This is a genomic window from Clostridium tyrobutyricum DSM 2637 = ATCC 25755 = JCM 11008, assembly GCF_000359585.1.
GTDB lineage: Bacteria > Bacillota > Clostridia > Clostridiales > Clostridiaceae > Clostridium_B > Clostridium_B tyrobutyricum.
Window position 1 is genome coordinate 37,054 of sequence record NZ_APMH01000026.1, and the last position, 15,291, is coordinate 52,344.

General features: G+C 29.7%; 18 protein-coding genes. All 18 read left to right on the top strand.

The window, feature by feature from the left end; all coding sequences use genetic code 11:
• Positions 1-32 precede the first annotated feature (32 nt).
• On the top strand, positions 33-230 hold the full coding sequence (gene spoIIIAC, locus J418_RS0110885; protein ID WP_017750766.1) for a stage III sporulation protein AC: 198 nt from the start codon (positions 33-35) through the stop codon (positions 228-230).
• A 9-nt stretch (positions 231-239) separates the two neighbouring features.
• Positions 240-626: a stage III sporulation protein AD gene (gene spoIIIAD / locus J418_RS0110890; RefSeq protein WP_017750765.1), complete on the top strand. Its 387-nt coding sequence runs from the start codon at positions 240-242 to the stop codon at positions 624-626.
• A gap of 8 nt (positions 627-634) precedes the next feature.
• A complete protein-coding gene (gene spoIIIAE / locus J418_RS0110895; RefSeq protein WP_017750764.1) occupies positions 635-1,858 on the top strand; it encodes a stage III sporulation protein AE in 1,224 nt (407 codons plus the stop codon).
• A 21-nt stretch (positions 1,859-1,879) separates the two neighbouring features.
• Positions 1,880-2,464 carry a stage III sporulation protein AF gene (gene spoIIIAF / locus J418_RS0110900; RefSeq protein WP_136710687.1) on the top strand — a complete coding sequence of 195 codons (585 nt, stop codon included), beginning with the start codon at positions 1,880-1,882 and terminating at the stop codon, positions 2,462-2,464.
• A gap of 24 nt (positions 2,465-2,488) precedes the next feature.
• Positions 2,489-3,115, top strand: a complete 627-nt coding sequence (spoIIIAG, locus tag J418_RS0110905; RefSeq protein WP_017750762.1) for a stage III sporulation protein AG — start codon at positions 2,489-2,491, stop codon at positions 3,113-3,115.
• A 55-nt stretch (positions 3,116-3,170) separates the two neighbouring features.
• On the top strand, positions 3,171-3,701 hold the full coding sequence (locus J418_RS0110910; protein ID WP_017750761.1) for a SpoIIIAH-like family protein: 531 nt from the start codon (positions 3,171-3,173) through the stop codon (positions 3,699-3,701).
• 89 nt (positions 3,702-3,790) lie between these two features.
• Positions 3,791-4,192 carry an Asp23/Gls24 family envelope stress response protein gene (locus tag J418_RS0110915; protein ID WP_017750760.1) on the top strand — a complete coding sequence of 134 codons (402 nt, stop codon included), beginning with the start codon at positions 3,791-3,793 and terminating at the stop codon, positions 4,190-4,192.
• Positions 4,193-4,321: 129 nt separating this feature from the next.
• A complete protein-coding gene (gene nusB / locus J418_RS0110920) occupies positions 4,322-4,729 on the top strand; it encodes a transcription antitermination factor NusB (RefSeq protein ID WP_017750759.1) in 408 nt (135 codons plus the stop codon).
• Positions 4,730-4,734: 5 nt separating this feature from the next.
• On the top strand, positions 4,735-5,943 hold the full coding sequence (gene xseA, locus J418_RS0110925) for an exodeoxyribonuclease VII large subunit (protein ID WP_026142648.1): 1,209 nt from the start codon (positions 4,735-4,737) through the stop codon (positions 5,941-5,943).
• A 12-nt stretch (positions 5,944-5,955) separates the two neighbouring features.
• The gene (locus J418_RS0110930; protein WP_017750757.1) at positions 5,956-6,168 is read left to right on the top strand and encodes an exodeoxyribonuclease VII small subunit; all 213 of its coding nucleotides are present in this window, start codon (positions 5,956-5,958) and stop codon (positions 6,166-6,168) included.
• 29 nt (positions 6,169-6,197) lie between these two features.
• Positions 6,198-7,088 (top strand): polyprenyl synthetase family protein, encoded by an 891-nt coding sequence (locus tag J418_RS0110935; protein ID WP_017750756.1) that lies wholly within the window; start codon positions 6,198-6,200, stop codon positions 7,086-7,088.
• Positions 7,089-7,237: 149 nt separating this feature from the next.
• The gene (gene dxs / locus J418_RS0110940) at positions 7,238-9,121 is read left to right on the top strand and encodes a 1-deoxy-D-xylulose-5-phosphate synthase (protein ID WP_017895574.1); all 1,884 of its coding nucleotides are present in this window, start codon (positions 7,238-7,240) and stop codon (positions 9,119-9,121) included.
• Complete coding sequence (locus tag J418_RS0110945; RefSeq protein ID WP_017750754.1) at positions 9,108-9,932, top strand: TlyA family RNA methyltransferase; 825 nt, start codon at positions 9,108-9,110, stop codon at positions 9,930-9,932. The genes dxs and J418_RS0110945 overlap by 14 nt, the downstream gene beginning before the upstream one ends.
• On the top strand, positions 9,929-10,792 hold the full coding sequence (locus J418_RS0110950; protein WP_017750753.1) for an NAD(+)/NADH kinase: 864 nt from the start codon (positions 9,929-9,931) through the stop codon (positions 10,790-10,792). The genes J418_RS0110945 and J418_RS0110950 overlap by 4 nt, the downstream gene beginning before the upstream one ends.
• Positions 10,779-11,231, top strand: a complete 453-nt coding sequence (locus tag J418_RS0110955; RefSeq protein ID WP_017750752.1) for an arginine repressor — start codon at positions 10,779-10,781, stop codon at positions 11,229-11,231. Before J418_RS0110950 ends, J418_RS0110955 begins: the two co-directional genes overlap by 14 nt.
• A gap of 12 nt (positions 11,232-11,243) precedes the next feature.
• Positions 11,244-12,941: a DNA repair protein RecN gene (recN, locus tag J418_RS0110960; RefSeq protein ID WP_017895575.1), complete on the top strand. Its 1,698-nt coding sequence runs from the start codon at positions 11,244-11,246 to the stop codon at positions 12,939-12,941.
• 196 nt (positions 12,942-13,137) lie between these two features.
• Positions 13,138-14,331, top strand: coding sequence for a SpoIVB peptidase (gene spoIVB / locus J418_RS0110965; RefSeq protein WP_017750751.1), 1,194 nt, complete (start codon positions 13,138-13,140; stop codon positions 14,329-14,331).
• A 176-nt stretch (positions 14,332-14,507) separates the two neighbouring features.
• Positions 14,508-15,291: sporulation transcription factor Spo0A (gene spo0A / locus J418_RS0110970; RefSeq protein WP_017895576.1), on the top strand; the 784-nt coding region annotated here is incomplete at its 3' end.

The window sequence follows — 15,291 nt, forward strand, 5'->3', positions numbered from 1 at the left end:
TTTTAACAAAGAATATAAGGAGAGATACTGATATGTTAGATATAAGCTTGATATTTAAAATAGCGGCAGTTGGGATAGTTGTAATAGTAATAAACAAGGTTTTGGAAACTAGTGGTAAAAGTGAATATGCAGTGGTAATTAATATAGTTGGAATTGTAATAGTACTTACAATGGTTGTCACTGTTGTAAATAAGTTGTTTACTACAGTGAGAACTATGTTTCAATTTTAAGGAGAATTTATGGAGATAATTAAAATTGTTTTATTCGCTTTTATTGCATTGTTCATAGCTCTTATTTTCAAGGGTAAGGGAAGAGATGATTTTGCTGTTTATATAAGCATTGCAGCTGGTGTATTAATATTTATATTTATGTTTACAAAAATAACTGCAGTAATACAATTTATACAACAGTTGGCGGTGAAGGCAAATATAGATTTTGTATATTTAAATACTGTATTTAAAATACTCGCTATTGCATATTTGGCATCTTTTTGCAGTGAGATATGTAAAGATGCAGGAGAAAATAATTTAGGAGCAAAAGTTGAATTTGCAGGGAAAATTTTGATATTAGGTCTTGCAATTCCTATACTGATGGCTGTATTACAGTCAATTTTAAAGATTATGTAGGTGTTCATATGAAGAATGTTATATTGGGTTTATTTATTGTACTCATATTGGGATTTAACGTACAAGCTTCTGATACTTCAGATATTAACGTAGATACAAATACTTCAAATATAAATAATTCAGGAAATATAATAAAAAAAACTGGGGATGAGAATGTAGAGAACAAAGTAAATTATGAGAAAGATCAAGTAGATAAGTTATATGACTATATATCTACCATGAAAACAAAAAATGAGATGCTGAGAGATATAGATTTTAAAGAATACGTAAAAAACTTCATGAAATCAGGAGATGGAAAAATATCAGTAAAAAAAATAATAAATGCATGTATCATGTATTTATTAAGGGAACTTGCTGCCTCTATAAAACTTCTGGCAATTTTGGTGATCATAGCTATAATATGTGCTTTGATAACAAATTTACAAAGAGCATTTAGTTCAGAGGGATTATCCAATATAGCTTATTTTGCATGTTATTCACTGCTAATAATAATAATGGCTAGAAGTTTTTATATAGGAGTTGATTTGGCGCGTTCAACTATAAAAGACCTGACGGATTTTATGATGGCACTTGTACCCATACTTATAATGCTTTTGACTACTGTTGGGGGTGTAGTAGAAGCAACTGTCATGGACCCTATTGTAATAGGAACCATAAATATAAGCGCACAAATATTTATGAATTTTATAATACCACTTATATGTATGTCATTTGTTCTTCAATTTGTAAACAATCTATCCTCAGAGTATAAGATAGATAAACTTACAAAACTGTTAAACCAATCAGCACTTTGGGCTCAAGGAATAATTATGACCATATTTGTAGGAATAATGACAATAAGAGGAGTTACATCCAATACTATAGATCAGGTAACTGCAAAGACTGCTAAATTTGCAGTTGACAATTTCGTTCCCATAGTTGGGAAAAGTCTTTCTGATGCTGTATCTACTATAGCTGGTTATTCACTGCTTATAAAAAATTCTCTTAGTAGTGTAGGACTTGTAATATTGATCCTTGTATTGATATTTCCTGTAATTAAGCTTGGAATACTTATAATATTGTATAAACTTACAGCTGCCTTGATAGAACCTATAAGTGATAGCCGTATGGTTAATTGTATAAATTCTGCAGGGGATTCCCTTACACTTATAACTGCGTGTCTTATTTGTATTTCTACAATGTTCTTTATAATGATAGCTATTATTGCTGCTTCTGGCAAAGTGATGATTTAGATAAAAGGTGGTTTGTTGCTTTTGGAATACTTAAGAAGTTGGTTGATAAAAATATGTACTGCAGTTTTCTTTATAACAGCAATAGAGATGATATTGCCAAATAATAGTTTTAAAAAATATTCAAAATTTGTACTTGGCTTAATACTGATTACTGTTTTTATAAATCCAATTGTGGGTTTATTTAATAAGAATTTTGATATTAATTCATATAGCTTGAAATTATCTCAACAATTTGAAAAAAATCAGAATTCAAATGATATGGAAAAGTACAAGGAGGAAAATTTAAATTCCACTATTGAGGAGTTTAAATTAAACTTACAGAATAATTGCAAGCAAAAGCTGGATGAAAAATATCCTGATGGAAAATATTCTGTAAAAGCAAATGCCAGGTATGATAAGGAAAGTGGAAATATATATATAACTGGCATATATGTAACAGTTAAAGACGGAAGTGTTGATACAGTACAAAAGGTAACCATAAATACAGAAGGTGAAAACTATGATAATTCTGATGAATTGAGTGGTAAACAAGGACAAGAAATAAGGTCATATTTAGGTAGTCAATTAGATATATCTGAAAATATTATTCATGTAAAAAAAGGTTAATTTAGAATGGATAGGTGAAAAACTATGAATTTTAAAAAGTGGTTTTCAGAAATTAATAAAATGCTGGATAAGAAAAACTTAAAAAATAAAAACAATAAAGTAAATCTGATGATAATTTTTTTATTGGGGATTCTCATGATTATAGTTGTAAGTTTTTTTAAAACCCCGGATTCCAATAGCTCTACTACTGCCAATGCCAATAAATATGTTAACACTCAGAATCAGCAAAATAACCCTCAAAATCAATCAGAGGATACTTATGAAAAATATATGGAAAATAAATTAAAAAGCACTTTGGAAAAGATAGATGGTGTTGGAAAAGTGGAGGTAATGATAAATTTTGAAAGTGGAGAGGAAAAAGTTCCTGCAATGAATGTAAATGATTCTACGAATACTACCAATGAAAAGGATAATTCAGGAGGAACAAGAAATACAACTCAAAATAATAATGGAAGTACAGTAGTCATGAAAAATGATGGTGATAAATCTGAACCATTAATTGTAAAAACATACAAACCAAAGGTTTCAGGAATAGTAGTAGTAGCTCAGGGTGCAGAAGATAACATAACTGAGCTTAGAATATCCAAAGCGGTGATGGATCTTTTTGATATAACTGATGACAAGATAAATGTATATCCTATGAAAAAATAGTATATATAAGCGATAAATAGCATATATTTTAAAGAAAAGATAAGGGGGAATAAAAATGAACAAAAAGCAGGCTATAATTATTGTAACTCTTTTAGCATTAATCGTTTGTGTTGGAGTGCTTGCTACAAAGGTAAATAGTCCTTTTAGTGTTGCAGAAAATACAACAGATGGTACAAATATTAGCAGCAACAGTGGAAAAAGTGCTGTATCATTTAATAGTAACGACAATAAAACTTCTAAGTCGCAATTCTTTGAGGAAGCAAGACTTAATAGGGATCAAAAGGATGCAGAAACTCTTCAGAAACTAAAAAATCTAATTGATGATAAAAATGTATCCCAACAGAATCGTATAGAAGCTGAAAAGAAATATACAAGTCTGGCTATGAATACTGATTATGAATCAAAAATAGAAACTACACTAAAGAGCAAAGGCTATGACGATGTTATATGTTCTATAGAAGATACTAAGGCTAGAGTAATAATTAAAAAAAGTGATGACTTGACAGATAAAAATACTAGAGAAATAAAAGACATAGTTATGAGTATTTCTAAAATAAGTGATGTAGAAATAGAAGTAAAAAAATAATTAAAACATATTTATTTGTAAAAAAATTTACCATTTGATATAATACAAGTGTATAGTTTTTCAATAAATGAAAACTAGGAGGTGCTGTAATGGAAGAAAATACGAGTGGCGAAATCGATGTGGGCATTGTTAAAATATCCGATGAAGTAGTTGGAGTAATTGCAGGACTTGCTACTACAGAAATAAATGGAATAGTTGGCATGAGTGCAAATCTTGTAGGTGGTATTACAAAAATATTAAGAGGCAAGAAGAATCTTTCAAAAGGCGTTAAAGTAAGTGTAGGAGAAAGTAGTGCTGCTATTGATCTTTATGTGGTGGTGGAATATGGAGTTAGGATTCCAGATGTTGCATTAAAGGTTCAGGAAAATGTTAAAAAAGCAGTTGAGTCAATGACAGGATTAGAAGTTTCTGCAGTAAATATACATGTTCAGAATGTTATAATTCCAAAGTCTGAAGAAGATGAGGATATAGAAGAAATTGAAGAAGAGTAAAATAAATATGACACCCTCTAAAGAGGGTGTTTTTTGTTATATACTGATTATTTACTTGAACTGGTATAATAGTTTAAGTATAATATATCTGAAATGAGATAAATTACATGTATTCAGATGGAGGTCAAGATGAACAGAAAGAAATCACGAGAACTGGCAATGAAATTATTATTCCAGATGACAATAAACAAGCAGGATTTTGATGATACCATAGAGGCTCTAGGAGAAAGTTCAAGTTTAAAAGATATTGATATGGATTATTTAAAAAGAGTTGTAAATGGAATAGAAAATAATAAGAATATATTAGATGAAAGAATACAAAAGTATTTGAAAAATTGGAAGTTAAATAGAATATCTAAAATTGATATTACAATTTTAAGAATTTGTTGCTATGAATTTCTATATGAAGAGGATATACCTAAGAATGTGTCTATAAATGAGGCAGTAGAACTTGGAAAGATATATGGAGAAGATAAATCTGCATCTTTTATAAATGGAGTACTTGGAAACATGATTAAAGATATAAATAAGGAATGATTGATATGCATATAAAGGTGTTAACAGTATCTGATATTAATAATTATATAAAGCGAAATTTTGATAATGATTTTATACTTAACAATGCTTCTGTAAAAGGTGAGATTTCAAATATAAAGTTTCACAGCAGTGGTCATATATACTTTTCTTTAAAAGATGAATCCAGCAAGATAAATTGTATAATGTTTAGAAGCTCTGCAAAAAGTTTGAAATTTGTTCCTGAAAATGGCATGAAAATAATCTTACAGGGCAGAATTTCAGTATATGAAAAAGAAGGAGTATATCAGTTTTATTGTGATGAAATGAAATTGGATGGTCTGGGTGAATTGTACATAGCTTTTGAAAAATTGAAAACAAAACTTGAGGCCAAAGGATTATTTGATAAAAACCATAAAAAAGATATACCTAAATATGCACGAAAAATAGGAATAGTTACTTCAACTACAGGAGCAGCTGTACGTGATATAATAAATGTAACTAAAAGAAGAAATAAATGTATTGATCTTGTTATTTATCCTTCTCTAGTTCAAGGGTTAGATGCTGCAGAGGATATAATAAATGGAATAAATGTATTAAATGCCAGGGATGATATAGAAGTTATAATTTTAGCTAGAGGTGGAGGTTCCATAGAGGATTTATGGTGCTTTAATGATGAAAGAGTAGCTGATGCTGTATATAATTCTAAGAAACCAATAATAACTGGTGTAGGACATGAAATCGACTATACAATAGTTGACTTTGTGTCTGATAGAAGAGCACCTACACCATCTGCAGCAGCAGAAATTGCAGTCTTTGATTTGAATAATTTACTGGAAAAGATAGTGAATTATAAAAATTTTTTAAATAAGCATATATTAAATATTCTGGAAGAAAAAAGACTTAGGCTTACGACTTCTAGAAAAAGGCTTGACTCAAACAGTCCCTTAGTCTATGTGGTCAATCAATATGCAAATATAGAAAAGTTAAGGAATATAATGAATATAAAGATGAAGTCGGTAATTCTATCCAACATGGAAAAACTTAACAGACTGAAAGGACTGCTAGATATTGATAATCCTCTTAACATATTGAGCAAGGGATATTCTATAATACAGGCAGAGGATGGCAAAGTGGTAAATTGTATAAAAGAGCTAGACAAACAAAGTAAAGTTAATATAATTATGAAAGATGGAAAAGCTGGATTTGATATTTCAAGATTGGAAAAAAATAATTAGGAGAGATGCTATATGCCTAGAAAGGCTCAAAGTTATGAGGATATGATGACAAAGCTTGAAAATATAGTAGATGAAATGGATAAAAATAATATGTCGTTGGAAGACAGTATGAAAAAATATGAAGACGGAATAAAGCTTTGTGACAAGATGTATGAAATATTAAAAGAAACAGAAGGAAAAATAAATATCCTCACAGAACAAGGAGAAAAGGACTTTGACAAATAAAATCAAGATTATATAGGAGATATTCAATTATGAAAAAAGGGAATAATGATATGATTGAAAATTTAAGACAAGAACTGAATTCATATTTACATGAATATATGTCTGGAAAAGGGTCTTATAATAAAAAAATATATGAAGCAATGCAGTATAGTTTAGATGCAGGTGGAAAGAGGATAAGGCCAATATTATTTTTACTTACTTATATGATCTATAAAAAAGAATATAGAAATGTTATGGAAATAGCTGCAGCTATTGAAATGATCCATACTTATTCACTAATTCATGATGACCTTCCATCTATGGATAATGATGATCTAAGACGTGGTAAGCCTACCAATCATAAGGTTTTTGGAGAAGGAATTGCAGTGCTTGCAGGAGATGGCCTTTTAAATGAGGGAATGAGCCTTATGTTTAAGCATTGTTTAAAGGATACTAATAAAAATAAAGTAAATGCGTGCAGCATTATTGCCGAGAGTGCGGGAGTTGAAGGTATGGTGGGTGGTCAGACTGTGGATTTACTAAGTGAAGGTGCTAAAATACCTATAGATCAGTTATACTATATGCACAGCAAAAAAACAGGAGCTCTTATAAAGGCTGCTATTGTGTCAGCAGCAGTATATGTCGGTGCCAGTGAAGATGAAATAGACAAATTAAGTTATTATGGTAAAAAAATAGGATTGGCATTTCAAATAAAAGATGATATATTGGATGTAACCGGGGATACCAAAAAATTAGGGAAAAAAGTAAAAAGCGATGCAAATAACAATAAAACAAATTTTATAACTACTTATGGTTTAAATAAGTGTATGGAAATGTGTAATTCCATTACAAGTGATTGTGTAGAAGTATTACGCGGTATAAATAGAGATACCCATGACCTGGAAAGATTGACTGTGTTTCTGCTAAACAGGGAAAATTGATTTTAGTATTTATTTTGAATAAAAAAAACAGCTGTGATATAATAATTAACTGTGGTATATTCTCCTGAAGGTTTTTACATGAAGCTTCAGGTTTTTATTATATAGGAATGATTTTTAACCAACGTATTAAAAAAAGGATAGATGTATATATGTATAATCTGCTAGATAAATATAAAGACATAAATGATATAAAAAATATGGGATTTAAAGAAAAAATACAATTGGCTGAAGAAATAAGAAGGTTTCTAATAGATAAAGTTTCTAAAACCGGTGGGCATCTATCATCAAATTTAGGTGTGGTAGAGCTTACTATGTGTTTATTTGACGTATTTGATTTTAATAAGGATAAGATAGTTTGGGATGTTGGACATCAATCATATGTATATAAAATATTAACAGGCCGGAAAGGTGGTTTCGATACTTTAAGACAGTTTGGAGGAATGAGTGGATTTCCAAAAACATCTGAAAGTAAATATGACTTTTTTCAAACAGGTCATAGTAGTACGTCTGTATCAGCAGCTTTAGGAATGGCAAGATCAAGAGATATTCAAAATAAAAATTATAATGTTATTGCAGTTATAGGAGATGGTGCTCTTACTGGTGGAATGGCACTGGAAGCTTTAAATGATGTAGGATACAGGAAGACAAGATTGATTATAGTATTAAATGACAACCAAATGTCTATAGCACATAATGTAGGCGGCGTATCACGATATTTAAATAAATTGAGACTTGATCCTAAATATAATAAATTAAAGCAGGATGTTGAAAATGCACTTAAAAAGATACCTAATATAGGACCGGGAATGGCAAAATATTTAGAAAAGTTTAAAAATGGAATAAAACAAATGATTGTACCTGGAATGTTTTTTGAGGATATCGGACTTAAATATTTAGGACCTATAGATGGACATAACATTAAAGATTTGGTTGAAGTATTTACTATGGCAAGAAAAATAAATGGACCTGTAGTGATACATGTTGTTACAAAAAAGGGAAAAGGATATAAATTTGCAGAAAAGAATCCAGGAAAATTTCATGGAATAGGACCATTTGACTGTTCTAATGGTGAAATAGCAGTATCTTCTACAGAGACGTATTCTAAGGCTTTTGGAAATAAGCTTATGGAAATTGCTAAAAAAAATTGTAAATTAGTTGCTGTAACTGCTGCAATGAGAGATGGTACAGGATTAAAATCCTTTTCCAATAAGTTCCCTGATAGATTTTTTGATGTGGGAATTGCAGAACAACACGCGGTAACTTTATGTGCAGGTATGGCAAGAACTGGACTTAAGCCTGTTTTTGCAGTATATTCTACATTTCTCCAAAGGGCGTATGATCAGATTATTCACGATGTCTGTATACAGAAATTATCTGTTATATTTGCAGTTGACAGGGCTGGAATTGTGGGGGCAGACGGAGAGACGCATCAAGGAATATTTGATCTTTCGTATTTGACTCAAATGCCAAATATGAAAGTAATGTGCCCTAAGTGTACTGATGAGATCGGATATATGCTTGATTTTGCACTTGAACAAGAAGGACCGGTAGCTATAAGATATCCAAGAGGTGGGGATAATGTATGCTTGAAGCCTATTAAAGAATTTAAGCTTGGAAAATGGGAGAGGATAGAAGGGCATGGTAAAATAGCATTAATTGCTGAAGGAAAAATGATTCAATATGCTATTCTAGCTAGGAGAAAATTAATTAAGATTGGAATAGACGTAATAGTAATAAATGCCTGCTTTGTAAAACCTATAGATGAGGAAATGATAAATACTTTAGTTGAGAATAATATAGACATAGTGACTATAGAAGATAATATAGTAAGGGGAGGTATGGGATCCTATATATTGGAGTATATAAATTCACTGCAAAACCATATTAAAGTCATAAATTTGGGATTTAAAGATGAATTCATACCTCATGGTAAACCTGAAATATTGTATAAAATATATGGATTGGATGCTGAAGGAATAAAGACCAGCGTATTGAAAATTGTAAGTGAGGGAGTTAACTATGGCGCAAAATAAAGAGAGATTGGATATACTTTTAGTAAATAAGGGTATGTTTGAATCAAGGCACAGAGCACAGGCAAGCATAATGGCAGGTGAAATATTTGTAGAAGGTAGTAGAGTGGATAAATGTGGACAAAAGATTAAAATAAATTCCAATATAGAATTTAGAGGAAATAAAATGCCATTTGTTAGTAGAGGAGGATTAAAGTTAGAAAAGGCTGTCAATAATTTTAATATAGATTTAAAGAATAATATATGCTTGGATATAGGAGCGTCTACTGGTGGTTTTACAGATTGTATGTTACAAAATGGTGCTGCTAAAGTGTATGCTATAGATGTAGGATATGGACAATTTGCATGGAAGCTTAGAATAGATAAGAGAGTAGTTTGTATGGAAAGAACAAATATAAGATATGTAAAATTTGAAGATATAGGACAATATGCAGGTTTTGCAAGTATTGATGTATCTTTTATATCTCTTGAGAAAGTCATTCCAACAGTTTTAAATTTATTGGACAGTTATGGAAAAGTAATGGCCCTTATAAAGCCACAATTTGAAGCAGGCAGGGAAAAAGTTGGCAAAAAAGGTGTAGTTAGAGAAAAATCTACTCATATTGAAGTTATAAATACAATTGTAGATTTTATAAAACAAATTGATCTCAATATAATTGGACTTGATTATTCACCGATAAAAGGTCCTGAGGGAAATATAGAATATTTAATTTATTTTACAAAGGAAAAGAATTTTAGTGAGTCCTTTAAAAAAACGGATGTGGCATATACGGTCAATCTAGCACATCATGAGTTAAACGGAGAGGAACTATGAAAAATATAGGAATTAATGTGAATTCAACTAAGGATCCTCAATATAAAATGCTGGATTTTATTATAAAAAATATTTATAGTGTAAGTAGAGATGTAAATATAAAAACTTATAAGGACTGCGTTGGACTTAATGCAGAAGAAAGCAATAAATTAGATGTAATAATAGTTCTTGGTGGAGATGGAACTATATTAAATACTTCAGGAAAAATTCTGGGATCAGATACGCCTATACTTGGAGTAAATATAGGACATCTTGGATTTTTGACTCAGATAGAAGTAAATAGTATAGAACCTGCACTTAAGAGCTTTTTTAAATCAGAATATGTAATGGAAGAAAGAAGCATGATTGAATGTAGTTTTAATACTGAATCTGGAATTAAACACTATCATGGATTGAATGATGTAGTATTATATAAAGGTATCAAAAACAGAATTGAAAAATATGATGTTTTTGTAGACAATAAATTTTATAATAGTTTTAACGCAGATGGAATTATAGTATGTACGTCTACTGGATCTACAGCATATAATTTGTCTGCAGGAGGACCTATAGTTTACCCGTCTTTAGATGCCTTCTGCCTGACACCTATGTATTCTCAATTTTTAACTGCTAGAACTATTGTATTGAATAATAATAGTTTGATTACTGCAAAAGTAAGGAAAAATACTGGAAATATATTTCTGTCTGTAGATGGACAGGAATGGATTAATATAAGTGGATCAGTGGATGTAAATATTACTAAATCTAAGTATACTAGAAAATTAATAAGATTCAGTAACAATTCTTTTTTTAAAACTCTCAGAAATAAACTTACTTTTAGTAGGGAAGAAGGTGAAATTAAAAAGTATGAAGATGACTAGGCACACAAAAATACTTGAGATTATTAATTTAAAAGATATAGAAACTCAAGAAGAATTGGCAGATCAGTTGAGAAAAAGTGGAATGAATGTAACACAGGCAACTGTATCCAGAGATATAAAGGAGTTAAAACTTATAAAAGTATTATCTGAAAGTGGAAGGTACAAATATGCTACCATAAATCATACAGAAAAATTTTTACCTAATAAGCTGGCATCTATATTTTCTCAAACAGTTATAGGAGTTGAAAATGTAGAAAATTTTGTAGTGCTAAAGACAATCTCAGGATCTGCAAATGCAGCGGCAGAAGCAATAGATTCATTAAGTTTTGTAGGAATTGTAGGTACTATAGCTGGAGACAATACAATATTTGTATTGGCAAGAGATCGGGAAAAGGCTAGGGATATAACTCAGAGAATGAAGAAAATGATTTATAAATAAGGAGGATTGTTTATGCTTCTCCAATTAAATATAAATAATTTTGCACTTATAGAAAATCTTACGGTTTCTTTTGGAGTTGGTTTTAATGTGTTATCAGGTGAAACAGGGGCTGGTAAATCAATACTTATTGATGCTATAAATTATATTATTGGCAATAAGTTTAATAGGGACTTAATAAGAATAGGAGAAAAAAAGACTTTTGTAGAGGCTGTTTTTACTATTGAAAATCCAAAGACTAAAGAAATTTTAATTTCAAAAGAAATAGAGTTTGAAGAAGATTTGCTTATAATAAGTAGAGAAACTTTTCAATCTGGAAGAAGTATAGCAAAAGTTAATGGAAAATCAATTTTACTTGCAGAACTAAAAGATATAACTTGTACAATACTTGATATACATGGACAACATGAAAATCAAAATCTATTACTATGGGAAAATCATATTAATTATGTAGATGATTATGGAGAGGATTCCATCAAGGCTTTAATAGAAAATTATAGTGAAAATTATAAAAAATTATATGAAATAAAAAACAAAATAAATAGACTTTCTGGTAATAATGGAGATAGAAAGAAAATAAGTGATTTTTTAAAATATCAGATAGATGAAATAAATTCTGCAAATTTGAAAGAAGAAGAAGAAAATGAGTTGAATAAAAAATTTAAATTACTTTCTTCATCAGAAAAGATAAATAATACATTAAATAATTGTTATACAAATCTTTACAGCGGATTTGAAAATAAAAAGTCTATTCAAGATGAGCTTGGCAATATAATAAAAGATATTAGTTCTATAAAAAACATAGATAATAAAATAGAAAATATACATAAACTTCTTGAAGATGCCTATTATAATATAGAAGAGTCTGTAGATGAAATTAGAAGTATAATTGCCAATAATAGTTATGACGAAAAGGAATTGGAATATATAAATAACAGACTTTATGAAATTAGTGGATACAAAAAAAAATACGGGAATACTATAAAAGATATATTAGAGTATAGAAAAAAAATATCAAATGAGTATAAAGAAATTATAGACAGCGAAGATATAATAAATGAATTAAAAAAAAGTCAATATATAGTACAGGAAAAATTAAAGATACAAGCAAGAAAAATTCATGTTGAACGATGTAATGTATCCAAAGTATTGGAAAACAAAGTAAAAGCTGAATTGAAATTTATAGGGTTGGAAAAGAGCATATTTAAAATAAAAATTGATTTACAAGACAAATTTATGGAAAATGGAATGGATATAGTTCAGTTTTATATATCTACAAACCCTGGGCAACCGCTGAAACCTCTTGAAAAAATTGTATCAGGAGGTGAACTTTCGAGAATAATGCTGGCATTAAAAACTGTTTTTGTAGATAAAGATAAAATTTCTTCTGTAATATTTGATGAAATAGATACAGGTATAAGTGGAAGAATAGCTCAGCGTACAGCGGAAAAAATGTATGCCATATCCAAAAAACATCAAGTGCTTTGTGTAACACATTTACCTCAGATAGCAGCTATATCTGATACGCATTATTTGGTTCTAAAGGATGTACATAACAACAACACTTATACTAGAATAAAAAAGCTAAATAATGAAGAGAAAGAACATGAACTTGCGAAAATGCTTGGAGGTTCTGAAGTTACCGAAATTACACTGGCACATGCAAAAGAACTTATAAAAATGGCTGATGCCAAAAAAAAGTTATATAGTTAACAGGTATATAAAACAAATCATTTCAAATAAAAGAAGTAGATCCTTTTTTGAGATGATTTTTTATTGCTTTTTTGAAAAAATTAGATTAAAAATCAATACATTTACTTTTAATGAAAGTATATAATAGCATAATAAAATATTTAAAAGGGCAACTTAAGCTTAGAAAAAAGTGATACAGACAGGAGGCAAACAGAGCATGAAAAATTTTTTAAATAGATATTTATATTATATTTTAGTTCCTATCCTGTTTATTATGCTAATTACTTTTTACGAAGCTCAAAATATACCTGCAACTATATTTTTAAGAGAAAATGATACTGTAAAACAAAATATGTTTTTGAAAGTAAAAGGCATGAATAAAAAAACAGATAGAAATGCAAGCGTAAACTTATTAGGTGTTGTTCCTGTAGGATCAGTATCTATAAAATCAGTTAAAGAAAATATGTTATTATATCCAGGAGGGCAACCTATAGGTGTTAAATTAAATACTCAGGGTGTATTAGTTGTAGCTCTGTCTGATGTTACTACAAAAAATGGTAAAATTATAAGCCCTGCTGCTTCAAGTGGAATACAGATAGGTGACGATATATTGAAAATAAATGATGTTACTATTAAAAGTGGAGAGCAAACAAGAGAGGAAATAGATAGAAGTGAAGGTAAGAATATAAAAATTTTATTAGATAGAAAAGGTGAAAAAATAGAAAAAATATTAAAGCCGGTGAAAAGTTTGGAGGATAATGGTTACAAAATAGGTCTATGGATAAGAGATTCTACTGCGGGTGTTGGAACACTTACTTTTTATGATAAAGAAAGTAATATGTTTGCTGCATTAGGTCACCCTATAACTGATATTGATACTGGAACTATACTAAAAGTAAATTCTGGTGAAATAGTATCTTCATCAATTGTATCTATAAAAAAAGGTGCCAAGGGAAATCCAGGGGAGTTAAAAGGAATATTTGTAAATGAAAATAATACTTTGGGAAATATATATAAAAATACCCAGTGCGGAGTATTTGGTAAAGGAAATAATCAACTTGAAAATAAAAAATTGGCCCCTATGAAAATAGGACTTAGAAGCGAAATAAAAGAAGGACCTGCGAAAATATTGACAACAATAGGTAAAGAAGGAGTAAAATCATACGATATTAAAATTGAAAAACTTCTTGCTCAAGATGTTCCTGGACCTAAGAGTATGGTAATACGAGTTACAGATAAAGAATTGCTCGAAAAGGCTGGCGGAATAGTTCAAGGTATGAGTGGAAGTCCTATAATTCAGAATGAAAAAATTGTAGGTGCAGTGACACATGTACTTGTAAATAAACCAGATGTAGGTTATGGTATATATATAGAATGGATGTTAAATGATGCAAATTTATTGGAAAAATAATTGTTTCCAAAAATCTAGCTTAATTTTACAAGATAGCAGTTTTTGCTATCTTGTGATTCTTTATATTTTATAAAAATGGAAAAAAATTTTTTTATTAAGAAGGAATTAAAATTCTTTTGTCGAATTTATTATTTGTTAACAACTGGGAATTTATTAATAAAAGGGGAGTAAAATATATGGAAGAATCAAAGATAAGTGTAGTTATTGCAGATGATAATAAGGAATTTTGTAATATTCTCAATGATTATTTATTAAATCAAAGGGACATTGTAGTTACAGGTACTGCTAAAGATGGGCTTGAAGCATTAGAATTAATACAGGAAAAAAGGCCAGACTTAGTAGTATTGGATATAATTATGCCCCATCTTGATGGATTAGGAGTTCTTGAAAGGCTAAATAATATGGATATTAACCCTTTACCGAGAGTAATCGTGCTTTCAGCAGTAGGTCAGGATAAAATAACCCAAAGGGCTATAAATCTGGGAGCAGACTATTATGTAGTAAAACCATTTGACATGGATGTATTTACTAAAAGAATACGACAAATGTTTAATAATGATATAGCTAATAGTAGTGAGAGCAAGAAAACGGTATTGATGTCAGATAATCCGCAAATTAGCTATTCCAAAAGTACACCGGATAGTTTAGAACAAGAAATAACAAATATTATACACGAAATAGGTGTTCCAGCTCATATAAAAGGGTATATGTATTTAAGGGAAGCTATAACTATGGTAGTAAATAATATGGAGTTATTATCTGCGGTTACTAAAGAATTATATCCATCCATAGCTAAAAAATATAATACTACAGCCAGCAGAGTTGAAAGGGCTATAAGACATGCTATTGAAGTAGCGTGGTCAAGGGGACAAGTTGAAACTATAAATAAAATTTTTGGTTATACTATACATAATGATAAAGGTAAACCAACAAATTCAGAATTTATAGCTATGGTTGCAG